At 69.0% G+C, this 25,158-nt stretch carries 20 protein-coding genes and 1 pseudogene; 13 read left to right on the top strand and 8 right to left on the bottom strand.

The genetic code is table 11. From position 1 onward, the window contains the following. The first annotated feature begins 142 nt into the window (after positions 1 to 142). The 4 genes from FM069_RS09695 (at position 143) to FM069_RS09680 (ending at position 3,432) form a co-directional block, all read left to right on the top strand. Positions 143 to 1,264, top strand: a complete 1,122-nt coding sequence (locus FM069_RS09695) for a carbon-nitrogen hydrolase family protein (RefSeq protein WP_143488323.1) — start codon at positions 143 to 145, stop codon at positions 1,262 to 1,264. Next, entirely contained in the window at positions 1,261 to 2,307 is a 1,047-nt protein-coding gene (locus FM069_RS09690) for an AraC family transcriptional regulator (RefSeq protein ID WP_407681572.1), read from the top strand. Before FM069_RS09695 ends, FM069_RS09690 begins: the two co-directional genes overlap by 4 nt. Before the next feature lie 78 nt (positions 2,308 to 2,385). Further along, positions 2,386 to 2,865, top strand: coding sequence for an HIT family protein (locus FM069_RS09685; protein ID WP_233282015.1), 480 nt, complete (start codon positions 2,386 to 2,388; stop codon positions 2,863 to 2,865). Between the two features lie 57 nt (positions 2,866 to 2,922). Further along, positions 2,923 to 3,432: a T6SS effector amidase Tae4 family protein gene (locus FM069_RS09680; RefSeq protein ID WP_143488100.1), complete on the top strand. Its 510-nt coding sequence runs from the start codon at positions 2,923 to 2,925 to the stop codon at positions 3,430 to 3,432. Between the two features lie 344 nt (positions 3,433 to 3,776). Here the strand turns inward: FM069_RS09680 and FM069_RS09670 are convergent, their stop codons facing one another. From FM069_RS09670 to FM069_RS09660, 3 genes are all read right to left on the bottom strand, one after another. Then, positions 3,777 to 4,439 (bottom strand): polysaccharide lyase family 7 protein, encoded by a 663-nt coding sequence (locus tag FM069_RS09670; protein WP_143488098.1) that lies wholly within the window; start codon positions 4,437 to 4,439, stop codon positions 3,777 to 3,779. A gap of 352 nt (positions 4,440 to 4,791) precedes the next feature. Continuing rightward, positions 4,792 to 5,877 (bottom strand): copper-containing nitrite reductase, encoded by a 1,086-nt coding sequence (gene nirK, locus FM069_RS09665; protein ID WP_143488321.1) that lies wholly within the window; start codon positions 5,875 to 5,877, stop codon positions 4,792 to 4,794. Between the two features lie 466 nt (positions 5,878 to 6,343). Further along, the gene (locus FM069_RS09660; protein WP_143488097.1) at positions 6,344 to 7,732 is read right to left on the bottom strand and encodes an L-cystine transporter; all 1,389 of its coding nucleotides are present in this window, start codon (positions 7,730 to 7,732) and stop codon (positions 6,344 to 6,346) included. A gap of 203 nt (positions 7,733 to 7,935) precedes the next feature. Between FM069_RS09660 and FM069_RS09655 the strand changes: the two genes are divergently transcribed. Continuing rightward, entirely contained in the window at positions 7,936 to 8,781 is an 846-nt protein-coding gene (locus tag FM069_RS09655) for a DMT family transporter (protein ID WP_143488096.1), read from the top strand. 154 nt (positions 8,782 to 8,935) lie between these two features. On the opposite strand, the gene FM069_RS09650 is transcribed toward FM069_RS09655, so the two are convergent. Then, complete coding sequence (locus FM069_RS09650; protein ID WP_143488095.1) at positions 8,936 to 11,326, bottom strand: membrane-bound PQQ-dependent dehydrogenase, glucose/quinate/shikimate family; 2,391 nt, start codon at positions 11,324 to 11,326, stop codon at positions 8,936 to 8,938. A gap of 219 nt (positions 11,327 to 11,545) precedes the next feature. On the opposite strand from FM069_RS09650, the gene FM069_RS09645 reads away from it, so the two are divergent. Beyond that, the gene (locus FM069_RS09645) at positions 11,546 to 12,142 is read left to right on the top strand and encodes a diguanylate cyclase (RefSeq protein ID WP_143488320.1); all 597 of its coding nucleotides are present in this window, start codon (positions 11,546 to 11,548) and stop codon (positions 12,140 to 12,142) included. A gap of 22 nt (positions 12,143 to 12,164) precedes the next feature. Here the strand turns inward: FM069_RS09645 and FM069_RS09640 are convergent, their stop codons facing one another. Next, positions 12,165 to 13,058 carry a LysR family transcriptional regulator gene (locus FM069_RS09640; RefSeq protein ID WP_143488094.1) on the bottom strand — a complete coding sequence of 298 codons (894 nt, stop codon included), beginning with the start codon at positions 13,056 to 13,058 and terminating at the stop codon, positions 12,165 to 12,167. Between the two features lie 85 nt (positions 13,059 to 13,143). On the opposite strand from FM069_RS09640, the gene FM069_RS09635 reads away from it, so the two are divergent. After that, the gene (locus FM069_RS09635) at positions 13,144 to 14,184 is read left to right on the top strand and encodes an NAD(P)H-dependent flavin oxidoreductase (RefSeq protein WP_143488093.1); all 1,041 of its coding nucleotides are present in this window, start codon (positions 13,144 to 13,146) and stop codon (positions 14,182 to 14,184) included. A gap of 7 nt (positions 14,185 to 14,191) precedes the next feature. On the opposite strand, the gene FM069_RS09630 is transcribed toward FM069_RS09635, so the two are convergent. Further along, on the bottom strand, positions 14,192 to 14,986 hold the full coding sequence (locus FM069_RS09630; protein ID WP_143488092.1) for an SDR family NAD(P)-dependent oxidoreductase: 795 nt from the start codon (positions 14,984 to 14,986) through the stop codon (positions 14,192 to 14,194). A gap of 297 nt (positions 14,987 to 15,283) precedes the next feature. On the opposite strand from FM069_RS09630, the pseudogene FM069_RS22445 reads away from it, so the two are divergent. The 6 genes and pseudogenes from FM069_RS22445 to FM069_RS09605 form a co-directional block, all read left to right on the top strand. Further along, positions 15,284 to 16,852: pseudogene (locus FM069_RS22445) on the top strand (PAS domain-containing protein); the annotation flags it as partial. Next, the gene (locus FM069_RS22440) at positions 16,826 to 18,430 is read left to right on the top strand and encodes a response regulator (RefSeq protein ID WP_456107173.1); all 1,605 of its coding nucleotides are present in this window, start codon (positions 16,826 to 16,828) and stop codon (positions 18,428 to 18,430) included. The pseudogene FM069_RS22445 and the gene FM069_RS22440, both read left to right, overlap by 27 nt. Positions 18,431 to 18,702: 272 nt before the next feature. Next, entirely contained in the window at positions 18,703 to 20,211 is a 1,509-nt protein-coding gene (locus tag FM069_RS09620; RefSeq protein ID WP_143488090.1) for a CoA-acylating methylmalonate-semialdehyde dehydrogenase, read from the top strand. An 82-nt stretch (positions 20,212 to 20,293) separates the two neighbouring features. Continuing rightward, a complete protein-coding gene (mmsB, locus tag FM069_RS09615) occupies positions 20,294 to 21,190 on the top strand; it encodes a 3-hydroxyisobutyrate dehydrogenase (RefSeq protein WP_143488089.1) in 897 nt (298 codons plus the stop codon). Beyond that, complete coding sequence (locus FM069_RS09610; protein WP_143488088.1) at positions 21,187 to 22,248, top strand: enoyl-CoA hydratase/isomerase family protein; 1,062 nt, start codon at positions 21,187 to 21,189, stop codon at positions 22,246 to 22,248. The genes mmsB and FM069_RS09610 overlap by 4 nt, the downstream gene beginning before the upstream one ends. A 26-nt stretch (positions 22,249 to 22,274) precedes the next feature. Next, the gene (locus FM069_RS09605) at positions 22,275 to 23,426 is read left to right on the top strand and encodes an acyl-CoA dehydrogenase family protein (RefSeq protein WP_143488087.1); all 1,152 of its coding nucleotides are present in this window, start codon (positions 22,275 to 22,277) and stop codon (positions 23,424 to 23,426) included. Between the two features lie 18 nt (positions 23,427 to 23,444). Here the strand turns inward: FM069_RS09605 and FM069_RS09600 are convergent, their stop codons facing one another. Both FM069_RS09600 and trhA read right to left on the bottom strand, forming a co-directional pair. Beyond that, positions 23,445 to 24,338, bottom strand: coding sequence for a LysR family transcriptional regulator (locus tag FM069_RS09600; RefSeq protein ID WP_143488086.1), 894 nt, complete (start codon positions 24,336 to 24,338; stop codon positions 23,445 to 23,447). 181 nt (positions 24,339 to 24,519) lie between these two features. After that, on the bottom strand, positions 24,520 to 25,137 hold the full coding sequence (trhA, locus tag FM069_RS09595; RefSeq protein ID WP_143488085.1) for a PAQR family membrane homeostasis protein TrhA: 618 nt from the start codon (positions 25,135 to 25,137) through the stop codon (positions 24,520 to 24,522). Between the last annotated feature and the right edge of the window lie 21 nt (positions 25,138 to 25,158).

The following is a 25,158-nucleotide window of genomic DNA, read 5'->3' as shown; positions in this document are numbered from 1 at the left end:
GAACGATAAAAGAGCGCTCCGCCCGCGCTCAATGATCGAAAACGACAAGTTACTGATCGAAATGCACAGCCCGAGGGTTGGCAAGCGGTCGTTCGCCGCTTACCCTCGGTCGATCGTCATGGCCGATCGCGACCGACCCACCATGCGCAAGCTGTTCTTCCTCCTGACCGGCACCCTCGCCAGCCTGCTGCTGGTGGCCGGCCTCGCCGTCTACGCCGTATGGTCCGGCGAGCGGGCGCCGGTGCACTACCTGGCCGACCTGCGCAGCCGTCTGGACTTCAGTCAGGGCCATGCCAGCGGCCGCGGCAACCTGCTGGGCATCCAGCCCGAACTGTTCCCCTCCGACTACCAGAGCGTCGAGCGCCTCCACCTGAAGCTCGCCGCCTACCTGGACAAGGCCCGGGCGGAAGGCCTGCTCAACGACAAGACCGTGGTGGTGCTGCCCGAGCACATCGGGACCTGGCTGGTGGCCACCGGCGAGAAGGACCAGGTGTACGACGCCCGTACCCTGGCCGGCGCCATGGCCTGGCTGGCCCTGGGCAACCCGCTGGATACCCTCAAGGCCCTGTGGCACGCAGAAGGCGAGGACCGCCTCGGGGACGCCCTGCTGCGGATGAAGGCCGAGCGCATGGCCGCCGACTACCAGACCCTGTTCGGCGGGCTCGCCAGGGCCTATGGCGTGACCCTGGTGGCCGGCTCTATCGTGCTGCCCGAGCCGCGGGTCGAAGGCACGTCGCTGAAGGTCGGCGACGGCCCGCTGTACAACGTCAGCCAGGTCTTCGCCCCCGACGGCCACCCCCTCGGCCAGCCCCAGCGCAAGGTCGCCGCCGACGGCGGCGAGCGCCGGGTCACCGGTGCCGCCCGCCACGATGAGCTGGAGGTGGTGGACACCCCCGCCGGTCGCCTGGGGGTGCTGTTCTATGCCGACAGCACCGATGCCGCCAGCCACGCCGAACTGGCCCGCCATGGCGCCCAGTTGCTGGCGGTACCGGCCTTCGTCGGCGAACGCCACCGGGACGAGGCCGACCGCCTGCTGCAACCCGCGCCGCTGCCGCCCAGCGCCTGCCCGACGCCGCCCGCCCTCACCACGGTGGCCTCCGCCAGCCGCCTGCAGGCCAGCGGTGCCCAGGCCGGCATCGCCGTGTTCATGCGTGGCCGCCTGTGGAACCTGGGCAGCGCCGGCCGCAGCCTGGTACTCGCCCAGGATGGACCGCGCCCGGTGGACGACGGCCGCGGCGCCCGCCTGATCAACCTCTGGCTGTGACGCCGCCGCGCCCGGCCCGGGTCCGCCTGGGCGACCTTTCCGTCGGCTTCATCGACAGCCTGGCCGCGGCCCTGCGCGAACACGCGCAGGACCCGCAGCCCCTGCTGCTGCAATACGGCCTGGATGCCCGGCGCCGCGGCGAAGCCCGCGCCCGCCTGTCCATCCCCCGCTACATGCGCCTGGGCCACGCCGCCATCGAACTGACCGGGGACGAAAGCCTGGGCCTGGCCATGGGTCGCCACAGCCGCCTCGGCCAGGCCGGCCTGGCCGGGGTCACCGCCGCCCAGGCCCCGACCCTGGGCGAGGCGGCCCGCACCCTGACCCGTTTCGAGCCGCTCTACGCCCATAACTACCGGGGCCAGTCCAGCTTCCAGGAAGACGCAGAGGGCGCCTGGCTGCGCTTCTATTCCATCAGCCCGTACAACCGCTACAACCGCTTTGTGGTGGATTCGGTGCTGGCGGGCTGGATCGCGCAACTGGGCGCCCTGGTGGGCCACCCCCTGCCAGTGGAGCGGGTGGACATCGAATTCGAGGCGCCTGTCTACGCCGAGCGCTACGCCGACGCCTTCGGCTGCCCGGTGGAGTTCGGCGCCAGCGGCAACCAAGTGCGGCTGTCCGCCGAGACCCTCGCCCTGCCCTGCCCGGGCCACTGCCCCAGCACCTGGAACCAGTTGCGCGACCTCTGCGAGCGGGAACTGGACCAGCTCACCCGCACCCGCAGCCTGCGGGAACGGGTCACCCAGTTGCTCGGCCCCCTGCTCCACGGCCGCGAACCGGCCCTGGAAGACATCGCCGCCCGCCTGCACCTGCCGGCCTGGACCCTGCGCCGCAAGCTCGCCGAGGAAGGCAGCTCGTTCCGCACCCTGCTCGCCGATACCCGCCACGACCTGGCCATCAGCTACATCCGCGACACCGACCTGGCCTTCGGCGAGATCGCCTACTTGCTGGGCTTCGCCTCAGCGGAAGCCTTCCAGCGCGCCTTCAAACGCTGGAGCGGCGCCACGCCCGGCGAATTCCGCCGGGCCCAGCGCCAGGCCGGATGATCGATCGATGGACGAGCGTCGGTGGTCCAGCTGGCCTCCGCTGTCCGGAGAAAGCCTTTCCCCAAGCGCACCTGAGCCATGAATGAGCACCTGATCGTCGCGACCGAGCACTGGGACATCAGCCACCGGCGCGACGCGCGCTACCCCGGCTACCTGATCGTCTCGGCCCGAGCCGCTGCCGCGGAACTGCACCAGCTCCCCGCCGATGCCCTGCAGGCGCTGGGCCCGGTGCTGCAACGCACGGAACGACTGCTGCACCGCGCCTACGCGCCGCGCAAGGTGATCGTCTACAAGCTGGGCTTCTCGCCAGGCTTCAGCGTCCACTTCCACGTGGTGCCGGTGAGCGCGCGCCTGCTGGCGGAGGTGGCGGCCCACCCGGCCTACGCCGACGACCCCGACGGCAACGACGTCATCCTTTTCCTCAGCCGTGAATACGCCGAACGCCCCCTCGACGACCACGAGACCGCGCGGATGCGCCGGGAAATTGAAATCTTGAGACGCGCTTCCACCGTTAACTCATCGACCCCGGATAACGTGGGGGATCTGGACCCAATCTGACTCCCGCGGAACGGGCGGTTGACGTCCATCCCGCGCTATTCGTTTCAAGGAAGAACCATGCGATTCGAGGAACTATGGAATGCACATCCGGAAGTGAATGGCGATGAGCATCCTTGCCGCCGTAAGGACGGAGAAAAGGCTTTCGATGACCAATGCGCTATCCGAATAGGAACGGCACTTGCACGATGTGGGTACGATGTAACGAAATTAAACGCCGAATTCTGCTGGCTACATCCAAAACGCGCCGGGCATGTATTGAGGGCTGAGGAACTGGCGAAAGCGCTCAAGAAAGCAGCGATTCCAGATGTGTTTCCGGCCCAGCGCATCGATCCGAAAAATTTCGAGGAAGCGCTCAGGGAAAAGACAGGAATCATCTTCTTCAAGGATTATTGGCGCAGGGGCGGTGAAAGTTATCTAAACCGCACAGGCGACCATATCGATCTCTGGAACGGGTATCGGCTCACCACGAGCACGAGTTACTTTCGAATACAGTGGGGAGTGAGTTGGGAAGGTTTCATGAGCAGTTTCTTCGAGGCCAGGGAAGTCTGGTTCTGGAAAGTCCTATGACGAAAATCAAGAACGCAATCTGTGCCTTACTGGGCGGCGTATTGGGTGGCGGAGCGATGCTCTTGGCATTCCCTACAGTAGCGAGGCTGTTCGTAGGGCCAGTTCAGGGGGAGGACCAGATGTCTCTGAATACCCTCATATTGATCGTTGGTTTTCCCATGTGTGTAATCCTGGGCGTTGTTGTGGGGCTATATGTGGGTAGAGACAAGTTGAAATAGCGCACTGCTCAGGTGCTCGATGCAATCATTCGTCTCACTAAAAAAAGCCCGGCCTGCGCCGGGCTTTTTCATTCGTCACGATCGGATCGTGCTCACGCCGACCTCAGCGTCATCGCAGCCGCCGCACTACTTCTGGTGCACCACGTTGAGTTCGGCGAACTCGGCCTGGCCGCCTTCGGTGGCGGGGCCCTGGTTGTCCAGGGTGTAGACGCCCGCCTTGAAGTAGAAATGCTTGCTGGCCCAGCTGGGGTCGATGCGGTTGACGTACTGCTGACCGGCGATGTCGATCATCAGCTGGCCGGCCCGGGTGATGGTGATGGTGTAGTTGAAGAAGTAGTCCAGGGGCATGCTCTTGTAGGTCATGACCAGCGGGCTCTTCACGTCGTTGGGTCGTTGGCGCAGGTAGACCTGGACGTACCCGACGCCCTTCACTTGGCTGTAGATCAGTTTCACGTAGGGCGTGAGGTTGTCCTTGGCGTGCACCTGGCCGATGACGATCTGGCCGGTGGACGGCACTTTGTTCACCGCCAGGCGGGCGCTGAGGGTGTGGTTGCCCTCGCTGTACTGCCAGTTGCGCGCCTTGCCGTCGGGGTAGACCTCCCGCAGTTCGCTGCGGGGGAAGTCGCTGTTGCCGGTGGCGGTCCCGGTGACCGGCGCCCAGAAGACGAACGACTCACCGTTGCGATAGAAATACTTGCTGTTGTAGCCCGACTGCATCTGCGGGGTCTGGATGGTCCGCAGCGGGACCTGTTCGGGAAGCGTGAGGTTCCAAACGGAGAGATCGATCATCGGTAGGCACTTCTGGTGCTGCCCTCGACGATCCTCATTCCGGGCAGGCATGGTAGGCGCGCGCAGATCCTGGTGCGGCGTCGGCCAAGCTATCGTCGGCTACGGTATCGGCTTGAGGTCGGGGCGGACCAACGGCATGGCCCTGGAGGCCGCCTGGAACGGGGGTTTCCGACCTTTTTTCGGCGACCTTCGATGGACCGTGGCCTCCAGCGGAACGGCGCGCGTTTCGTGGCGAAAAAAACACCGGACGGACGGTTGGGCACGACCAGGCAGGAGCGGCCGACCTTCATACCGCTCGCCCAAACGAAGAGCCCGGCGAATGCCGGGCTCGGGTGAGAGGACGTTCTGCAGGTCAGGGCGCGGTAGCCGCGGCCTCCACCGGCAGGGTCAGGTCGGTGTCGGCCTGGATCGGCCCGACCGGGCTCGGCTGGGTCATCAGGTCGTGATCCCAGCGATCGCCGTCCACCACCACCTGGGCGGCGGCGCCCAGTTCGATGGCCTCGATCAGGTTGTGGTTGAGGTACACGTAGGTGCCCGGCTGGCGGAAGCTGTACAGCGCGGCACCGGCGGAGCCGCCCCGGATGAACCAGGTTTCCAGGTCACGCAGCGGCGGGTTGTTGAACTTGCCCTCCTCCCAGACGTAGTCGCCGTGACCGCCGATCAGGTGCGGACGGCTGTCGCGGTTGGCCTGGGAATGGACGAACAGGACCCGCTCGCCCACCTTGGCGCGCAGGGCGTGCTCGCCAGTGAGGGCGCCCACGGCGCCGTTGAACACCACGTGGGTGGGAATCAGGCCGCGCATGGCCTGCAGCGTGTCAGGCATCGACGCTCCCAGGGACGGGTAGCGCTTGAAGGCTCCCTGGGCATCCTTGGGCACATAGAACTCGGATTCGCCGATGTAGTAGGCGCGGTCGTAGTTCAGTGGCTGGCCTTTCTCGTCCTTCAACCCATCGCGGGGCAATACCATCACCGCGCCCTGCATGCCCTGCACCAGGTGCCAGGGGGTCATGGAGCCGCCGGGGGCGCAGTGGTAGACGAAGGTGCCGGGGCGGGTGGCCTTCCAGCGCAGGGTCACCTGCTGGCCGGGGGAAACGTGGGTGAAGTCGCCACCGCCCATGGCGCCGGTAGCGGCATGGAAGTCGATGTTGTGGGGCATGGTGTTGCTGGCCAGGTTGACCAGGGTGACTTCCACGTAGTCGCCCTCGTGCACCACCAGCATCGGCCCGGGCACGGAGCCGCCGAAGGTCATGGCGTGGATCGTGGTACCTCGGGCGTCCAGCACCAGGTCCTTCTCCTGGATCGGCAGAGTGAACTGCACCACCTTCGGCCCGCCCTTGGCCACCTGCTCGTGGGCGTGGATGAACGGCGGGCGGACCAGTTGCACCCGCTCGTGGGGCAGCTTGGACAGGTCGGGCGCCTGGTCGCGGCTCGCCGCCATGATTTCCTGGGCAGAGGCGGCCTCGACCGAGGGCAGGGCCGCGAACAGGCTCGCCACGCCGATCGCAACGGCGAGAACAGTGTGTTTCATACGATTCATGGGACGCTCCTTTCCCCGCGGATGGGGGTATGGCGCAAGCATCCCCGCAGGAAGGCCGGGGCTCATTGACCGGCATCAAGGCCGGACCATTCCTTGTCTTCGCCTCGCCTAAAAATCAGCGAGCAGGCGCCTGTTCCTGGCTGACTGGTCAGCGGGACTGGTGCTTCGGCCGTGCCGGGTGAGGCACTGTCGCCCTGCCATGAACGAGCCGGTCGTGGTGTCGGGCCAGCGAGCAAAAGCCTGTGCCGCGTACGGCGTGACGTGGGAATCGACACCCGCCCCGCGAAGCGTCAGCAGGGTTCGTAGCCCCCATCGGCCGCCCATGAAAAAAGCCGGCGAACCGGCTTTCTTCGTCACGCACCAGGCCTCAGCCGTGCACCGGCTCGGCCTGCCCGTCCTCGGCCGACGACGCGCGTTCGCCGGCGCCGAACCAGCGGCTGGTGAGGGTACCCGCGGTGAGGGAACCGTTGACGTTGAGGGCGGTGCGGCCCATGTCGATCAGCGGCTCGATGGAAATCAGCAACGCCACCAGGGTCACCGGCAGGCCCATGGCCGGCAGCACCAGCAGCGCGGCGAAGGTGGCACCGCCGCCGACCCCGGCCACCCCTGCCGAACTCAGGGTGACGATGCCTACCAGGGTGGCGACCCACACCGGGTCCAGGGGGTCGATGCCCAGGGTGGGCGCCACCATCGCCGCCAGCATCGCCGGGTAGAGGCCGGCGCAGCCGTTCTGACCGATGGTGGCGCCGAAGGAGGCGGAGAAACTGGCGATGGACTCCGGCACCCCCAGGCGCCGTACCTGGGTCTCCACGTTGAGGGGGATGGTCGCCGCGCTGGAGCGGCTGGTGAAGGCGAAGGTGAGCACCGGCCAGACCCTCTGGAAGAACCGCAGCGGGTTGATGCCGTTGACCGACAGCAGCAGCGCATGCACCCCGAACATGATCGCCAGCCCCAGGTAGGACGCCAGCAGGAAGCCGCCCAGCTTGAGGATGTCCTGCAGGTTGGAGCCCGCCACCACCTTGGTCATCAGCGCCAGTACGCCGTAGGGCGTCAGCCTCATCACCAGGCGCACCAGCTTCATCACCCAGGCCTGCAGCGCGTCGATGGCCGCCAGCACGCGGCGACCGCGAACCTCGTCCTCCTTAAGCAGGCCCAGGGCCGCCACGCCGAGGAACGCAGCGAAGATCACCACGCTGATGATGGAGGTGGGATTGGCGCCGGCGAGGTCGGCGAACGGGTTCTGCGGCAACAGCGACAGCAGCAGCTGCGGCACACTGAGGTCTGCTACCTGGCCCGCGTAGTGGCTCTGGATGAGGGACAGGCGCGCGCTTTCCTGGTCGCCCTGCACCAGGCCCTCGGCGGTGAGGCCGAACAGGCGGGTGACGAATACCCCCACCAGGGCGGCGATGGCGGTGGTGAACAGCAGTACGCCCAGCACCGCCACGCTGATCCGCCCCAGGGAAGCCGCATCCCGCAGGCGGGCGACGGCACCGAGGATGGACACAAAGACCAGGGGCATCACCAGCATCTGCAGCAGCTTCACGTAGCCGCTGCCGACGATGTCGAACCAGGCGACGGAGGTCTTCAGTACCGCAGCGTTCTCGCCATGGAGCAGTTGCAGGACCAGGCCGTAGCCCGCGCCCAAGAGCAGGCCGACCAGTACCTTGCGCGACAGGCTCCAATGAGCCCCGCTGCGCGCCAGGACCAGCAACAGGGCCAGGAAGCCCGCGATATTCAAAACGAGCGGCATGTTCATCCTTTTTCTCCGCTGGAAATGCACGACGGCAGCGCCATACGCTGCCGTCGCAAGAAGGGTCTGCACGAACGTGCAAGGTCCGGGATGGTAACAGCCGCCTTCGTCGCCCATTTAGATTGAAAAGGCATGGCTCATAACCGAAGGGTTGGGTCCGCAGCCGAGTTCGCCCATAGTGAAACCCCTTCCTAAGCGCCGAGGACACGATGCCTCGTTCCCGAATCCTGCTGTTCACCCTGCTGGCGATGCTGGCCTTCGCCGGCAACTCCTTGCTATGCCGCCTGGCCTTGCGGGACACCGCCTTGGATGCCGCCAGCTTCACCCTGCTGCGCCTGCTCGCCGGGGCGTTGGTGCTGGCCGTGCTGGTCCGCCTGCGCCAGCGCCAGCCGTTCGCCGGCGACTGGCCCGGCGCGCTCGCACTGTTCGCCTACGCCGGCGGCTTTTCCTACGCCTACCGCGACCTGGGCGCGGCCACCGGTGCCCTGCTGCTGTTCGGCGGCGTGCAGGCCGGGATGTTCCTGGCCGCCTGGCGCCAGGGCGAGCGTCCCGGTGGCCGGCAATCGGTCGGGCTGGGGCTGGCCTTGGCCGGCGTGGTCTACCTGCTGCTGCCCGGCGCCCGTTCACCGGAGCCGTTCGCCGCCCTGCTGATGATCGCCGCCGGGCTGGCCTGGGCGTTCTACAGCCTGCCCTCGCGCCGCCGGGGCGACCCGCTGGCGGCCACCGCAGGGAATTTCCTGCGGGCCGTGCCCTTCGCCTTGGCCCTGTGCCTGGTCCAGGCAAACCGGCTGGAAGCCGACGTCCACGGGGTGGTCTATGCGGTGCTCTCCGGCGGGCTCGCCTCCGGGCTGGGCTATGCCCTCTGGTACGCTGCCCTGGGCGGCCTGGGCGGTCTGCAAGCGGCCTCGGTGCAACTGAGCGTGCCGCTGCTCACGGCCCTGGGCGGGGCGCTGCTGCTGGCGGAGCTGCCCTCGTTGCAGTGGGTGCTGTCGGGCCTGCTGGTACTGGGCGGAATTGCCCTGGTGCTGTCCGGCCGCTCGCGCCGCGCGGGCTGACCCCCTCGACGAGAATTGCCAGACCGAACCGGAACACGCCACGCCCATGGCCGCCGTGCGCTGCCGGGCCCTTGCCCGGGTCCGCCCCCGCCCAGCACGGCTCAAACCGCGACGGGTATCGCGCAGGCCCCATCGCCGAAATCGTCACAGCCGGTCAGCGCCCCTGGGCCGGCAGCGCGTAGGCCTTCAGGTAATCCCCCGACCGAGTCTTCAGACCGCCGTGGCCACCGGCGGCGATCACCACGTATTGGCGGCCATCCTTGCCCAGGTAGGTCATCGGGGTGGCCTGCCCGCCGGCGGGCAGCCGGGTTTTCCAGAGTTCCCGGCCACTGCTGGCCTCGAAGGCCCGCAGGTAGTCGTCGGCCGTGGCGCCCATGAAGATCAGGCCCGAGCGGGTGTTGAGGTTGCCGCCGATGTTGAAGATGCCGGTGGGGAACGGCAGGTTCAGGTGCAGGCCGAACGGACCGGTGTCGCGGGTGGTGCCCACGTCGTGCTGCCAGGCGATCCGCCGGCTGTCCAGGTCGACGGCCGCCAGCTGGCCCCAGGGCGGCGCCTTGCACGGCGCCTGCAAGATCCCCAGCCAGGGCTCCACCTTCACCACGTAGGGTGTGCCGTACTGGGGGTTGATGGCGAAGTCCTTGGGTCGCGGCGGCGTGCCCTTGCCGTCCCACGGCTCCACTAGGCCGCGGCGCTCCGCATCCTCCCGGGCATATACCTCGGCGACGAAGGGGATGTAGCTGAGATTGGCGTAGAGCCGCCGGTGCAGGGGGTCGAGGGACGCACCCTGCCAGTCGATCACGCCGTCGAAGGCCGGGTAGACCAGCGTCGGTTTGTCCTGCACGAAGGGGGTGAAGGCGCCCTGGTAGTTCATCCGTCGGAACTGGATGCGGCAGAGCATCTGGTCGAAGGGGGTCACGCCCCAGGTGTCCTGCTCTCGCACCGGCGGCGGCGCGAACGAGGGCATGCGCACCGAGTAGGGCTGGGTCGGTGCCACCGTTTCCTCGGGCAGGCCGCCCTGGGGCGCGGGGCGCTCTTCCACGTCCGCCAGGGGCTCGCCGGTCTCGCGGTTCAACAGGAACAGCTCGCCGCGCTTGGTGGTCTGCACCAGCGCCGGGACGCTGGCGCCGTTCGGCTGCGGCAGGTCCACCAGGGTCGGGCCGATGGGCACGTCCATGTCCCACAGGTCGTGGTGCAGCGTCTGGAAGGTCCAGCGAGGCGCACCGCTGCGGATATCCAAGGCCACCACCGAACTGGAATAGCGCTCGTCGAAGGGCCGGCGCTTCGCCCCGTAGTAGTCCGGCACGGCATTGCCGGTGGGCAGGTAGACCAGGCCCCGCTCGACGTCGGCGGTGTAGACGCCCCAGGCGTTTGGCGTGCCGCGGGTGAAGGTCTCGCTGGCAGCCGGATGTACCACCGGCGAATCGGGCCGGCCCACGTCCCAGGCCCAGGCGATCTCGCCCGTGACCGGATCGAAGGCGCGCACCGCGCCGGAGGGCTCGTGGGTCGCCTGGCCGTCGTAGATCCAGCCACCGAGGATCACCCGGTCCTGGGCCACCAGGGGCGGCGAGGTGACGAAGTGGAACCCTTCGGGCACCGCGCCCAGGTGGCGCCGGAGGGACACGTAGCCGTGCTCGCCAAAGCCGTCGCAGAGCTGGCCGGTATGGGCATCCAGGGCCATCAGCCGGGCGTCCGCCACCGGGGCGATGATGCGCTGGGCGCAGGGCGTGCCGGCCGGGGCCTCGTAGTAGGACACGCCACGGCAGGCCAGGTAGGCGTTGTTGCCGGTCTGCGGCTTGGGATCGAAGCGCCAGCGCTCGACGCCGGTGTCCGGGTCGAGGGCGATGACCTGACTGTGGGGCGTGCAGATGTACAGCAGGTCGCCCACCTTGATCGGCGTGACCTCGACGTTGAATTCGTAGCCGTGCTCGTTCTCGCCGTCCCGGGCCTGGTCACCGGTGCGGTAGGTCCAGGCATTCTCCAATTGGGTGACGTTGCCGGGGGTGATCTGCTCCAGGGGCGACCAGCGCTCGCCCCGGGGCGTACGGCCGTAGAACGGCCAGTCGGCTTCCGCCACGCCGTCGGACACCGGCGCCTCCACCCGCGCCAGGTCAGGCGCCGGCTGCGGGCGCGGGTGAGCGAAGAACAGCGACCCCACCAGCAGCACACCCAGCAGCGGCAACACCCAGGCGCCGCGCCGGCCGACCGGACGTCTACCGTCCAGCTTGCGCCGCACCCCGGGCATCAGCAGGTACAGGCCCAGCAGGGTTGGCAGCAGCAGGCGCGGCTCCAGCGCCCAAGGGTCCGGCCCCACTTCCCATAGCGACCAGGCCAAGGTGGCGACCCAGAGCAGGCCATACAGCCAGAGCGCCTGGCGACGGCCCTTCAGCAGCAGAACGCCCACGGCCACCAGGCCGAGTCCCGCCAGCAGGTAGTAGACGCTGCCGCCGAGGGCCAGCAACCAGGCGCCGCCCACGGCGAACGCCAGTCCCGACAGCACCAACAACGCACCGGTGACGACCGGTGTGGAACGGAACGCAAGCGGCATGTACGACGTTTCCAGGCCAGGGGTTCGTAGGGGTTGGAGGCGCCGCCCAGGAAATTCGTTCTGAATATTTCAGCCACCTTGACAGCCCCCCGCGTGTCTTTTGCGCTCCTTCTGAACTCGATGCGCCCCGGTGTTTTCCCATGAACACCCCGCCGCGTGCGCAAACCCGCGGCGCAGAGCGGGCAACCTTCCCACCAAGGACCGGGAGAGACCGTGACCATGCCTGACGAAACCCTCGCCACCGCCTACCTCATGTACTTCCTGTTGCCGGTCTGGCTGCTGGCCGGCTTCGCCGACTGGCTCTGCCACCGGCGCAGCGGGATCAGCACCACCACCGGCATCAAGGAAACCTTGATCCACCTGCTGATGCTGCTGGAGATCGCGGTGCCGTTGCTGGCGGCCATGTTCCTGCAAGTGAATGCCCTGATATTCCTGCTGATGCTGGTGGCCTTCGTCCTGCACGAGCTGACCGCCCTGTGGGACGTAAGCTATGCCGTGACCCTGCGGAAGGTCACCCCGCTGGAGCAGCACGTGCACAGTTTCCTGGAAATGATCCCGCTGATGGGCCTGAGCGTGATTGCCCTGCTGCACTGGCAGGCGCTGTTGTCGCTGTTCGGCCTAGGTAACACGCCGGCGGAGTTCTCTCTGCATTGGAAGGCCCATCCGCTGCCTATCGGCTACCTGGCCGGCGTGTTCGGCGCGATGGTCCTGCTGGCGATCCTGCCCTACCTGGAGGAACTGCTGCGGGACTGGCGCGACCGTCGGCGCGCCCGAGCCGGGGAGCCGGCCTTCGTGCGCGCCCTGGAGCGCTCCTGAGGGCACTCGGCCGCGGCACGGTTTACCGGGGTGAGCGGGTCGGAGCCGCCAGCAGACCGTCGCGCAGGGCGTCGAACGCGGCGCTGGCGTAGCCCCGGCGCCGCACCAGCAGGGTATCCACCGAAACCAGGGGCGTGACCCGGAGCCGGGGCGGCTCGCGCAGCAGGTCCAGCACGCTGCGCGGCATCACCGCCACGCAGGCCCCCGCCGCTACGCAGGCGAGGATCGCGTGGTAGGACCCTACCTCCTGTACCGGCAATCGGCGGCCCGCCGACGCCAACCAGCTGGCCAGCAGGTCGCGGTAGGCGCACCCCGTTGCGAAGCCGGCGATCCGTGGCGTCGTCACGTCCTGGGGGCCGCTCACCAACGGGTGGGCTTCCGGGGTGACCAGCAGCAGGTCCTCGGTGAACACCGGCTCGCCTTCCAGGGCCGGCTGCAGGGGCGTCTCCACCCAGGCGCCGTCCTGCCAGACCAGGGCCCGCGCCACCAGCGCCGCATCCAGGCGGTGCGCCACCAGCGCGTCCAGCAGCGCTCGGGTGGGGCCAGTGGTTACCGCCAGGGCCACCGCGGGCCAGGCCTGGTGATAGTCCGCCAGTACCGCCGGCAGGCGGCTGGCAGCGGTGCTCTCCATGCTGCCCAGGCGCAGCGACCCCTCGGGCCGACCGGGGCGCACCGCCTGTCGGGCCTCCTCCTCCAGCGCCAGCAAGCGCTCGGCGTAGGCCAGGTAGGCGCGGCCCTGCTCGGTCAGCAGCATGCGTTTGCCGTCCCGGGAAAACAGGGTCACGCCCAACTCGTCTTCCAGCTGCCGGATGCGGGTGGTGACGTTGGACTGGACCCGCTGCAGACGCTGGGCGGCGCGGGTGACGCTGGCTTCTTCAGCGACCGCGCGGAAGATGGCGAGGGTGGTGAAGTCCAAATCGTTCTCCAAACGAGAATGAAATTGAACGAATAATCTTTACATGAGATAAAACCCGCAAGCCTTTTCGCTCGGAGCCCCGCCCATGATCGTCGATCCGTTGTTCACCCTCGGCTTGCGCCACCCCATCGTGCAGGCCCCCATGGCCGGGGTCTCCACACCGGCACTGGCGGCCGCGGTGTGCAATGCCGGCGCCCTGGGCTCCCTGGGCCTGGGCGCCAGTTCGGAGGAACAGGCGCGCACGGCGATCCGTGAGACCCGCGCCCTCACCGACCGGCCATTCAACGTCAACCTGTTCTGCCACCGCCCGGCGACGGCGGATGCCATCCGCGAGCGGGACTGGTTGGCCCATCTGGCGCCGTTCTTCGCCGAGCTGGGCGCCACGCCGCCCGCCACCCTGGCGGCCGCCTACCGCAGCTTCACCGAAGACGAGGCCTGGCTGGAGATGCTGCTGGAAGAACGACCGGCCGTGGTCAGCCTGCATTTCGGCCTGCCGGCGGCCACCTGCATCCAGGCGTTGAAGGCCGCCGGCCTGCAGGTCTGGGCCTGTGTCACCACCCCGGACGAAGCGGCCCAGGCCGAGGCGGCCGGCGTCGACCTGCTGGTGGCCCAGGGGATCGAGGCCGGCGGCCACCGCGGGGTATTCGACCCGGCGCGTGGCGACGCCGGCTACGGCACCCTGGCCCTGGTGCGCCTGCTGGCGCGTCGCGGCCGCCTGCCGGTGATCGCCGCCGGCGGCATCATGGACGGCCAGGGCATCGCCGCCGCGCTGGACCTGGGGGCCTGCGCCGCCCAATTAGGCACGGCCTTCGTGCTCTGCCCGGAATCCAGCGCGGACGCCGCCTACCGCGACGCCCTGCGCCAGGCCGGGGAAACCCGCATCACCGCCGCCATTTCCGGCCGCCCGGCGCGGGGGCTGGTGAACCGCTTCCACGACCTGGAGCGCCCAGGCGCGCCGGCATGGCCGGACTACCCCATCGCCTATGACGCCGCCAAGGCCCTGCAACGGGCCGCCGGCAACCGCGGCTTCGGGGTGCACTGGGCCGGCCAGGCGGCCGCCCTCGCCCGGGAGCTGCCAGCGGCCGAGCTGGTGGAACGCCTGGCCGCGGAGTGGCGCAACGCCTGAACCGCTGTCAGGCGATGGAGCGGATCACCCCGCCGTCCACCCGCACGGAAGCCCCGGTGGTGGCGGATGCCTGGGGCGAGGCCAGGTAGACCACCATGTTCGCCACCTCCTCCACCGTGGCCAGCCGGCCGATCACCGAGCTGGGGCGATTGTCGCGGATGAAGTCCTGCTCCAGTTGCGACACCGGCACGCCCTTTTCCTGGGCCAGGGATTCGAAGAAGTCGCCCACGCCTTCGGAGCGGGTCGGCCCCGGCAGCACCGCGTTCACCGTCACGCCGCTGCCGGCCAGGGTTTCCGCGAGGCCCCGGGACACCGCCAGCAGGGCGGTCTTGGTCATGCCGTAGTGGACCATCTCGGTGGGAATCTGCAGGCCCGACTCGCTGGAGAGGAACAGCACCCGCCCCCAGCCCCGCGCCGCCATCTTCGGCGCGTAGTGCCGCGACAGGCGTACGGCGCTCATCACGTTCACCTCGAAGAAGCGCTGCCAGTCCTCGTCGGGAATCTCGAAGAAGCCCTTGGGCTCGAAGATGCCCAGGTTGTTCACCAGGATGTCCACCTCCGCGACCTGGGCGAACAGCTGCTGGGCGCCGGCGGCGCTGCCCAGGTCGGCGCTGACGCCGGTCAGGCGCGCCTGGGGGCAGTCCTGGCGGATGGCGGCGATGGCCTGCTGCACGCGCTCGTCGCTGCGACCGTTGACCACCACCTCGGCGCCGGCACCGGCGAGCCCGCGGGCGATGGCCAGGCCGATGCCGCCGGTGGAACCGCTCACCAGGGCGCGCTTGCCGTTCAGATCGATCTGCATGGTTTCCTCCTCGGGATAAGCGGGCACCGACCGGGACGGGGCGCCGCGGAGTCATGCTGATCAGGCCGCCTGGACCGCCGGCAGTTCCCCAGGACGGCGGAGGCCCCGGCGTGCCTGGCCTGCCGGCGCCCGTCGGGTGACAGGACGCGCGTCCCACGCCATACTGCCGCGCTCAACTATTCCATCTCGCTCGACTTTCGTTTCGTGACCTGCCCTCAGCGGTGCTGAGGCGCGACACCGCGAACGCTGGCCGACCGTATCGTCCGGCCCGTCCATCCCGGAAGTAGGACAGACCGCATGCCTGATACAGAACTCGAACGCCTGCGCCGCCGACTCGACGCGCTGGAGACGGAGAACGCCCGCCTGCGGGCCGATGCCGACCGTCACCGCGCGCTGTTCGCCAACACCCTTGACGTGGCCCTGCTGGTCACCGACCGCGAGGGCTCCATCGTCGATTGCAACGGCGGTGCCGAGCGACTGTTCCGCCGCGCCGCTCCCGACCTGCTGGGCCAGCCCCTGGCGTTCTGCGACCCCCTCGAACAGCGCCAGGCCGGTGGGTGCGCCGAGGAGTGCCAGCGCGCCTTGAACGAGGGCCGTGTCCAGGGCGAACGCTGGTACCTGCGGGACGACGGCCCCTTCTGGGCCAGCGGCGAGACCCTCGCCCTGCGCGATGGCGAAGGCCGGCACCTGGGCTTCCTCAAGGTGCTCCGCGACCAGACCGACCAGCGCCAGGCCACCGAGGCCCAGCGGGCGGACGCGGAATTCCTGCGCGGGGTCCTGGCCTCATCCGACGACTGCATCAAGGTCCTGGAGCTGGACGGCACCCTGCTGTTCATGAGCGAGGGTGGCCGGCGCGCGCTGCAGCTGGCGCCCGGCAACGACCTGCGCGGCCGCCCCTGGCTGGATTTCTGGCCTCAGGACACCGCCGTCGCCCGCGAGGCCCTGGAGACCGCCCGCGCCGGCGGGGTCGGCCAGTTCCAGGGGCTCGCCCGCTTCGCCGATGGCGACAGCAGCTGGTGGGACGTGCGGGTCACGCCGATCCTCGGCGCGAACGGCCAGCCCCAGCGCCTGCTGGCGGTGTCCCGCAACGTCACCGCCACCCGCGCCGCCGAGCAGGCCCTGCAGGAAGCCCAGGGCCTGAACCAGCTGATCCTCGGCTCCAGCCGTGACTGCATCGTGGTGCTGGACCTGGAGGGGCGCCTGCGCTTCATCAGCCCCGGCGGCGTGGAGGCCATGGAGATTCGCGACCCCGAGGCGCTGGTGGGCCGCTCCTGGCTGCAGACCTGGAAAGGCCGCGACTACGAGGCCGCCTGCGCCGCAGTGGCCGAGGCCCGGGCCGGCCGGATCGGCCGCTTCCAGGGGTTCCGGCCCACCGAGGCGGGCACGCCGAAATGGTGGGACCTGATGATCTCGCCCCTGGCCGGCGCCGAGGACGGGACGGCCCAGCTGGTCTCGGTGGGACGCGACATCACCGAGCGGGTGCGGGTGGAAACCGCCCTGCGGGAAAGCGAGGCGCGCCTCGCGGCGATCTTCGCCCAGGCCGCCGTGGGCCTCTCCGAACGCAGCCTGGACGGCCGCTTCCTGCGCGCCAACACCGAACTCTGCCGGATTCTCGGCCTGAGCCACGAGCAGGTGCTGGCCGCCACCGGTGCCCAGGTCACCCACCCCGAGGACCTCGCCAAGAGCGCCGCCGCCTTCGAGCAGGTACTAGTCTCCGAACGCCCGGTGATCATGGAGAAGCGCTACGTGCAGCCGGATGGCAGCATCGTCTGGACCCATAGCAGCCTCAGCCGCCTGGACGACGAGCAGGGTCGACCACGCGCAGTGCTCACCGTGACCGTGGACCTCACCGAGCGCATCGTCGCCGAGGAGCGCCTGCGCGCCAGCGAGGCGCAGTTGCGGGAGCTCGCCGAAACCCTGGAGCAGCGGGTGGAAGCTCGTACCCGGGAGCGCGACCTGGTCTGGCAGACCTCCCCCGACATGCTCTGCACCGCCCGCCCGGACGGCCACTTCGTCACCCTCAACCCGGCCTGGGAGCGCACCCTGGGCTGGGACGAGGCCACCATCAAGGCCCAGCGCTTCTCCGCCCTGGTGCACCCGGACGACCTGGCGGTCTCCGAGCAGGCCATGCACGCCCTGACCTGCGAGACCACGGTGACCGCCTTCGAGAACCGCTACCGCCACCGCGACGGCAGCTACCGCTGGTTCTCCTGGAACGCGGTACCCCGGGACGGCCTGATCTACGCCACGGTGCGGGACGTCACCCCGGTGAAGGAACAGGCGGCGGCCCTACGGGAAGCCCAGGAGCGCCTGCACCAGAGCCAGAAGATGGAAGCGGTCGGCCAGCTCACTGGCGGCCTGGCCCACGATTTCAACAACCTGCTCACCGGCATCATCGGCAGCCTCGACCTGCTGCACACACGCATCGACCAGGGCCGGGTCGACGGCCTCGGGCGCTACGTGGATGCCGCCCTGGCCTCGGCCAACCGCGCCGCCGCCCTGACCCACCGGCTGCTGGCGTTTTCCCGCCGGCAGACCCTGGACCCCAAGCCGACCCGCGCCAACTCGCTGATCCACGAGATGGAGGAGCTGATCCGCCGCACCGTCGGGCCGCAGATCGAACTGCACACCGAGGCCGCCCGCGACCTGTGGACCATCCTCTGCGACCCGAACCAGCTGGAGAACGCCCTCCTCAACCTGTGCATCAACGCCCGGGACGCCATGCCCGACGGCGGCCAGCTGTTGATCGAGACCGCCAACGTGCACCTCGGCGAGGGCGACCTGCCGGCCGGCCCCTACGTGGCCATCGCGGTGAGCGACACCGGTACCGGGATGAGCGCCGAGGTGGCAGCCCGGGCCTTCGACCCGTTCTTCACCACCAAGCCCCTGGGCATGGGCACCGGCCTCGGGCTGTCGATGATCTACGGCTTCGCCAAGCAGTCTGGGGGGCTGGCGAACATCCAGTCGGTACCGGGCGCCGGCACCCGGGTCTGCCTCTATCTGCCGCGGCACCTGGGCGACAGCGAGGAGGAAACCGTGCCGGACGCCTTCACCGAGGCGCCCCGGGCCGATGCTGGCCAGACCGTGCTGGTGGTGGACGATGAGCCGGCCATCCGCATGTTGATCGGCGAGGTGCTGGAAGAACTCGGCTACGCCACCCTGGAGGCCGCCGACGGCGCCGCTGGGCTAGGCGCCCTGCAATCCGACCAGCGCATCGACCTGCTGATCAGCGACGTCGGCCTGCCCGGCGGCATGAATGGCCGGCAGATGGCCGACGCCGCGCGCCAGCTGCGACCGGCGCTGAAAGTACTGTTCATCACCGGTTACGCCGAGAGCGCGGTGATCGGCCAGGGCGATCTGGAACCCGGCATGCACGTGCTGACCAAGCCCTTCAGCCTCGACATGCTGGCGACCCGGGTGCGCGCGATCCTGCTGGACGCCTGATACCTGCACCGCAGCGGCATCGCCCGAGCCCTGGGCGATGCCGCGTTTCTTTTCGTGGCGCCGGTCGTGCCGCGACGCCTCCTCGCCTGCACCCCACCCAACGCCGTCATGCGGCGGATTCCAGCCGCCAGGCAACGACATTTTCCGCCCGTTGTGCATTCATGCAGACCCGTTATGCGCGGAGCCGCATTGATATCGGCAAATTTGCGTTGTTAGGATCGTAGCAACCGGCTGCCTGGCAGCCCCACAACAACAATCGAGCAGGCCCTGCCATGTCCCAAGCGAATGCTGTCCCCACCGTCAAACTGCTGATCGACGGCAAGCTGGTGGAGTCCACCACCACCCAGTGGCGCGAAGTGGTCAACCCGGCGACTCAGGAAGTCTTGGCGCGGGTGCCGTTCGCCACCGCCGAAGAAATGAACGCCGCCGTCGCCAGCGCCAAGCGCGCCTTCCAGACCTGGCGCAAGACCCCCATCGGCACCCGGGCGCGGATCTTCCTCAAGTACCAGCAGCTGATCCGGGACAACATGAAGGAACTGGCGGCGATCCTCACCGCCGAGCAGGGCAAGACCCTGCCGGACGCCGAGGGCGACGTGTTCCGCGGCCTGGAGGTGGTGGAACACGCCGCCGGCATCGGCAACCTGCAACTGGGCGAACTGGCCAACAACGTGGCCAACGCCGTCGACACCTATACCCTGCTGCAGCCCCTGGGCGTCTGCGCGGGTATCACCCCGTTCAACTTCCCGGCGATGATTCCCCTGTGGATGTTCCCCATGGCCATCGCCACCGGCAACACCTTCGTCCTCAAGCCGTCCGAGCAGGACCCCATGGTGACCATGCGCCTGGCCGAGCTGGCCCTGGAGGCCGGCATTCCGGCGGGCGTGCTCAACGTGATCCACGGCGGCGCCGACGCGGTGAACCTGATCTGCGACCACCCCGACATCAAGGCGGTGTCCTTCGTCGGCTCCACCAAAGTCGGCACCCACGTCTACCACCGTGCCAGCCAGGCCGGCAAACGCGTGCAGTGCATGATGGGCGCGAAGAACCACGGGGTGATCCTGCCCGATGCCAACAAGCAGCAGACCCTCAACAACCTGGTGGGCGCCGCTTTCGGCGCGGCTGGCCAGCGCTGCATGGCGCTGTCGGTGCTGGTGCTGGTGGGCGAGGCACGCGCCTGGCTGCCGGAGCTGGTGGAGAAGGCCAAGACCCTCAAGGTCAACGCCGGCACCGAACAGGGCACCGACGTCGGCCCGCTGGTGTCCTGCGCCGCCCTGGACCGGGTCACCGGGCTGATCCAGCGCGGCGTCGAGGAAGGCGCCGAGCTGGCCCTGGATGGCCGACAGCCCAATGTCTCCGGGTTCGAGAAGGGCAACTTCGTCGGCCCCACCATCTTCGCCAAGGTGAAGCCGGAGATGAGCATCTACCGCGAGGAAGTCTTCGGCCCGGTGCTCTGCGTGATGGAGGCCGAGACCCTGGACGAGGCCATCGCCCTGGTCAACGCCAACCCCAACGGCAACGGCACCGCGCTGTTCACCCGCTCCGGCGCGGCCGCCCGTCACTTCCAGGAAGAGATCGACGTGGGCCAGGTGGGCATCAACGTGCCGATCCCGGTGCCGGTACCGCTGTTCTCCTTCACCGGCTCGCGGGCGTCCAAGCTGGGCGACCTGGGGCCGTACGGCAAACAGGTGGTGCAGTTCTACACCCAGACCAAGACCGTCACCCAGCGCTGGTTCGACGAGGACGACGTGGGCGGCATCAACACCACCATCACCCTCAAGTGAGCCGCGCCCGCCGCCCCCGTGGCGGCGGGCTGCGCCATGGCGCTCCGGCGCCCTTCCCCACAAGAACAACAAGGACACGGCCATGCATATCGGATTTCTAGGACTCGGCAACATGGGCGGCCCGATGGCCCGCAACCTGCTCAAGGCCGGCCACCAGGTCACCGCCTTCGACCTGTCCAAGCCGGCCCTCGCCGGGCTGGTGGAAGCCGGCGCCCGGGAGGCCGCCTCGGTGGGCGCGGTGGCCGGCGCCGGGGTCGACGTGGTGATCACCATGTTGCCCGCCGCGGCCCACGTGAAGGCGGTCTACCTGGGCGAGGACGGCCTGCTCGCCCACCTGCCCGCCGGCGTGCTGCTGATCGACTCCTCCACCATCGATCCGCTGAGCGCCCGCGACGTGGCCAAGGCGGCGGCCGCCCACGGCAACCCGATGCTGGACGCGCCGGTGTCCGGCGGCACCGTGGGAGCCGCGGCCGGCACCCTGACCTTCATGATCGGTGGCGCTGCCGAGGACTTCCAGCGCGCCCAGCCGATCCTCGCCGCCATGGGCAAGAACGTCGTGCACTGCGGCGCGTCCGGCAACGGCCAGGTGGCGAAGGTGGCCAACAACATGCTGCTGGGGATTTCCATGATCGGTGTCGCCGAGGCCATGTCCCTGGGCGTCGCCCTGGGCATGGACGCCAAGGTCCTGGCCGGCATCATCAATACCAGCAGCGGCCGCTGCTGGGCCTCGGAGGTGAACAACCCGTTCCCCGGCGTGCTGGAAAACGCCCCGGCGTCTCGCGGCTACAGCGGCGGCTTCGGCACCGACCTGATGCTCAAGGACCTGGGGCTGGCCAGCGAGGCGGCCAGGCAGGTGCGCCAGCCGGTGATCCTCGGCGCCCTGGCCCAGCAGCTCTACCAGGCCTTCAGCCTGCAGGGCCATGGCGGTCTGGACTTCTCCTCGATCATTAAGCTTTACGCCCAGGAGCCGGAGGCATGAGCGGGGCCGACACGGACAGCCCGATCCTGCACGAGGTCCGCAACGGCATCGGCTACCTGACCCTGAACCGCCCCGCCGGGCTCAATGCCCTGACCCTGGAGATGGTGCGGCTGCTCCATCGGCACCTGCAGCAGTGGGCGGACGACCCGGCGATCCAGGCGGTGGTACTGCGCGGGGCCGGCGAGAAGGCCTTCTGCGCCGGCGGCGATATCCGCTCCCTGTACGACAGCCACAAGGCCGGTGGCGACCTGCACCTGCGCTTCTTCGAGGAGGAATACGCCCTCGACCAGTACATCCACGCCTACGCCAAGCCGGTGCTGGCGCTGATGGACGGCTTCGTCCTCGGCGGCGGCATGGGACTGGTGCAGGGCGCTTCGCTGCGGGTGGTGGGTGAGCGGGTGCGCATGGGCATGCCGGAAACCGGCATCGGCTACTTCCCGGACGTGGGCGGCAGCTACTTCCTGCCACGCCTGCCCGGCGAACTGGGCCTCTACCTGGGCCTCACCGGCACCCACGTGGGCGCCGCCGACGCCCTGCGCGCCGGCCTGGCGGACCATGTTCTGCCTTCTACCCGCTTCGCAGAACTGGAGGCGCGCCTGGACAGCCTCGCCTGGGACCGCCCCGCCGCCCAGGTCCTGGCCGGACTGCTGGACGAGCTGGCGCGGCGGGAACTGCCCGCCGCACGCCTGGCGCCGCTGCAGGCGGCCATCGACCGGCACTTCTCCCAGCCCGATATGGCCGCCATCCGCGCATCCCTGCTGGCGGAAACCGATCCCGCGCTGCGCCCCTGGGCCGAGGAGACCGTCGCCCAGTTGGACGGCCGCTCGCCCCTGGCCCTGGCGGTGACCCTGGAGCTTCTGCGCCGCGGCCGCACCTTGCGCCTGGCCGACTGCTTCCGCCTGGAAACGCACTTGGATCGCCAGTGGTTCGACCGCGGCGACATCATGGAAGGCGTGCGCGCCCTGCTGATCGACAAGGACAAGCAACCGCGCTGGAACCCGCCTCGCCTGGCAGACGTGAGCCCCGAACGGGTGCAGGCGTTCTTCGCCGATTTCTGAATCCTTCGCTTTTTCAAGGAACGACGATGCACGACATCGAACTCAGTGACGAACAACGCATGATTCGCGACATGGCCCGGGATTTCGCCCGGGCCGAAGTGGTCCCCCACGCCCAGGCCTGGGAAAAGGCCGGCTGGATCGACGACGCGGTGGTGGCCCAGCTGGGCGACCTGGGCCTGCTGGGCATGGTGGTGCCGGAACAGTTCGGCGGCACCTACATCGACTACGTGGCCTATGCCCTGGCGGTGGAGGAGATCTCCGCCGGCGACGGCGCCCTCGGCGCGCTGATGAGCATCCACAGTTCGGTGGGCTGCGGCCCGCTGCTGAAGTACGGCACACCGGAGCAGCAGAACGCCTGGCTGCCGGACCTGGCCAGCGGCCGCGCCATCGGCTGCTTTTGCCTGACCGAGCCCCAGGCCGGCTCGGAAGCCCACAACCTGCGCACCCGGGCGGTGCTGGAAAATGGCCAGTGGGTGCTCAACGGTGCCAAGCAGTTCGTCAGCAACGGCCGCCGGGCGAAGCTGGCCATCGTCTTCGCGGTCACCGACCCGGAACTGGGCAAGAAGGGCCTTTCCGCCTTCCTGGTGCCCACCGACACCCCCGGCTTCGTGGTGGAACGCAGCGAGCACAAGATGGGCATCCGTGCCTCGGACACCTGCGCGGTGACCCTGCAGAACTGCCGCATCCCCGAGGCCAACCTGCTGGGGCCACGGGGCAAGGGCCTGGCCATCGCCCTCGCCAACCTGGAAGGCGGGCGTATCGGTATCGCCGCCCAGGCCCTGGGCATCGCCCGGGCGGCCTTCGAAGCGGCGCTGGGCTATGCCCGGGAGCGCGTGCAGTTCGACAAGCCGATCATCGAGCACCAGAGCGTCGCCAACCTGCTGGCGGACATGCACACCCGGCTGAACGCCGCGCGGCTGCTGATCCTGCACGCGGCACGCCTGCGCAGCGCCGGCCACCCGTGCCTGTCGGAAGCGTCACAGGCCAAGCTGTTCGCCTCGGAAATGGCGGAGTTCGTCTGCTCCAAAGCCATGCAGATCCATGGCGGCTACGGCTACCTGGAGGACTACCCGGTGGAGCGCTACTACCGCGATGCCCGGATCACCCAGATCTACGAAGGCTCCAGCGAGATCCAGCGTCTGCTGATCGCCCGCCAGCTGAGCGACTACCCGCTCTGAGCCACGGGCCGCGCGGCCTCAGGTGGCGCGGCCCAGCAGGCGATCCTGGTTGCGCGCCGCCACGTCCCGCAGGAAATCCCAGCAGACCCGCATGCGGGCGATTTCCTTGTTCTCGGTAGGCATCAGCATCCAGAAGGTGCGGACGAACTCCACCTGCCCCACCAGCACTTCCTGCAGCAGCGGTTCGTTGCAGGCGGAAAACGCCGGCAGGATCGCCAGCCCGGCGCCCGCCGCCACCGCGGCCTGCTGGGCCAGGATGCTGGTGCTGCGCAGGGCGCTCTGCCGCGGCCGGGCGATCTCGTCTAGGTACAGCAGCTCCTTGCTGTACAGCAGGTCCTCGATGTAGCTGACGAACACGTGGCCGCGCAGGTCGTCCGGGCTGCGGATCGGCGGGTGGGACGCCAGGTAGCGTTCCGAGGCGTACAGCCGCAGCACGTAGTCAGTGAGCTTGGTGATCAGGTAGGGCCCGCGCTCGGGGCGCTCCAGGGTGATCACGATGTCGGCCTCGTGGCGGGCCAGCCGCACGGTGCGCGGCACCGCCAGCAGGTCCACTCCCAGGTGCGGGTAGCGCTGGGTCAGCGCCGCCAGCTGGCCGGCCAGCATCACCGTGCCGTAGCCCTCCGTCGCACCGATGCGCACCTGGCCGGACAGGGTGTCGGCGGTGCTGCTGGCCCGCTCGATGGACATCACCGCGCTTTCCATGGCCTCCGCCTGGGCCAGCAGCTCGCGGCCGGCCTCGGAGAGTCGGTAGCCGGCGCGGGTGCGGATGAACAGCTGGCGGTCCAGCAGTTTCTCCAGGGCCTGTACCCGGCGCGCCACGGTGGTGTGGTCGACGCCCAGGCGCCGGGCCGCGGCGGTCAGCTTGCCGGCCCGCGACAATTCCAGAAAGAACCGCAGGTTGTCCCAATCCATTTCCGCCCCGCTACACCCGAAACCAGTGGCGCGGCGATTCTACGCGGTTGGGCATGGGGCCGGGGCCCTGAATCGGGGGTGATCCTCCAAGGCGGTTCCAGAAAGATGCGCGGTTGCTCGCCCCCCATATGGAATATCGAGGCCCCGCGGCGGTCCGGCCCGCGCAAGCCAAGGCACACGCCTAGACCACGTAGCGCAGGATCGCCACGAAATGCAACAGGCTGCCGGCCATCACGAACAGGTGCCAGATGCCATGGGCGTGGCGCAGCCGCTGGTCCAGCACGAAGAACAGGATGCCCACGGTGTAGAGCACGCCCCCGGCCGCCAGCCAGTAGAAGCCGGTGATGCCCAGGGCCTCGATCAAGGGGTCCACCGCCACCAGCACGATCCAGCCCATCACCGCGTAGATCACCAGGGACAGCACCCGCGCCTCGGAGCGCGGCTTGATTTCCTGGAGCATGCCGGCAACCCCCAGGCCCCATACCGTGCCGAACAGCGACCAGCCCCAGGCCCCGCGAAGGGTCACCAGGCAGAACGGCGTGTAGCTGCCGGCGATCAGCAGGTAGATGGACAGGTGGTCCAGCTTGCGCATCACCACCTTCGCCCGGCCGCGCACGCTGTGATAGACGGTGGAGATGCTGTAGAGCAGCAGCAGGGTGATGCCGTAGATGGCCACCGCGACGATCTTGCGCACCTCCCCGGCCAGGCTGGCTTCCACCAGCAGCCAGATGGCACCGATGCAGGCCAGCACCGCCCCCACCAGGTGGGTCCAGGCGTTGAATTTTTCCCCGTGGTACATCGTTGACGGCTCCTGGGTGGC

Source organism: Pseudomonas mangiferae (assembly GCF_007109405.1).
Classification (GTDB): Bacteria; Pseudomonadota; Gammaproteobacteria; order Pseudomonadales; family Pseudomonadaceae; genus Pseudomonas_T; species Pseudomonas_T mangiferae.
Note: the sequence above shows the minus strand (reverse complement) of the source record. Positions and strands in the feature narration are given on the sequence as shown.

Excerpts from the sequence above, each read along its gene's own strand:
- FM069_RS09605 (WP_143488087.1), top strand. The coding sequence starts at position 22,275 with ATGCACGACATCGAACTCAGTGACGAACAACGCATGATTCGCGACATG.
- nirK (WP_143488321.1), bottom strand. The coding sequence starts at position 5,877 with ATGGCGGCGAGCCGCGACCAGGCGCCCGACCTGTCCAAGCTGCCCCAC.
- FM069_RS09650 (WP_143488095.1), bottom strand. The coding sequence starts at position 11,326 with ATGCCGCTTGCGTTCCGTTCCACACCGGTCGTCACCGGTGCGTTGTTG.
- FM069_RS09635 (WP_143488093.1), top strand. The coding sequence starts at position 13,144 with ATGATCGTCGATCCGTTGTTCACCCTCGGCTTGCGCCACCCCATCGTG.
- mmsB (WP_143488089.1), top strand. The coding sequence starts at position 20,294 with ATGCATATCGGATTTCTAGGACTCGGCAACATGGGCGGCCCGATGGCC.
- FM069_RS09610 (WP_143488088.1), top strand. The coding sequence starts at position 21,187 with ATGAGCGGGGCCGACACGGACAGCCCGATCCTGCACGAGGTCCGCAAC.
- FM069_RS09685 (WP_233282015.1), top strand. The coding sequence starts at position 2,386 with ATGAATGAGCACCTGATCGTCGCGACCGAGCACTGGGACATCAGCCAC.
- FM069_RS09670 (WP_143488098.1), bottom strand. The coding sequence starts at position 4,439 with ATGATCGATCTCTCCGTTTGGAACCTCACGCTTCCCGAACAGGTCCCG.
- trhA (WP_143488085.1), bottom strand. The coding sequence starts at position 25,137 with ATGTACCACGGGGAAAAATTCAACGCCTGGACCCACCTGGTGGGGGCG.
- FM069_RS09695 (WP_143488323.1), top strand. The coding sequence starts at position 143 with ATGCGCAAGCTGTTCTTCCTCCTGACCGGCACCCTCGCCAGCCTGCTG.
- FM069_RS09600 (WP_143488086.1), bottom strand. The coding sequence starts at position 24,338 with ATGGATTGGGACAACCTGCGGTTCTTTCTGGAATTGTCGCGGGCCGGC.
- FM069_RS09660 (WP_143488097.1), bottom strand. The coding sequence starts at position 7,732 with ATGAACATGCCGCTCGTTTTGAATATCGCGGGCTTCCTGGCCCTGTTG.
- FM069_RS09630 (WP_143488092.1), bottom strand. The coding sequence starts at position 14,986 with ATGCAGATCGATCTGAACGGCAAGCGCGCCCTGGTGAGCGGTTCCACC.
- FM069_RS09620 (WP_143488090.1), top strand. The coding sequence starts at position 18,703 with ATGTCCCAAGCGAATGCTGTCCCCACCGTCAAACTGCTGATCGACGGC.
- FM069_RS09645 (WP_143488320.1), top strand. The coding sequence starts at position 11,546 with ATGCCTGACGAAACCCTCGCCACCGCCTACCTCATGTACTTCCTGTTG.
- FM069_RS09655 (WP_143488096.1), top strand. The coding sequence starts at position 7,936 with ATGCCTCGTTCCCGAATCCTGCTGTTCACCCTGCTGGCGATGCTGGCC.
- FM069_RS09680 (WP_143488100.1), top strand. The coding sequence starts at position 2,923 with ATGCGATTCGAGGAACTATGGAATGCACATCCGGAAGTGAATGGCGAT.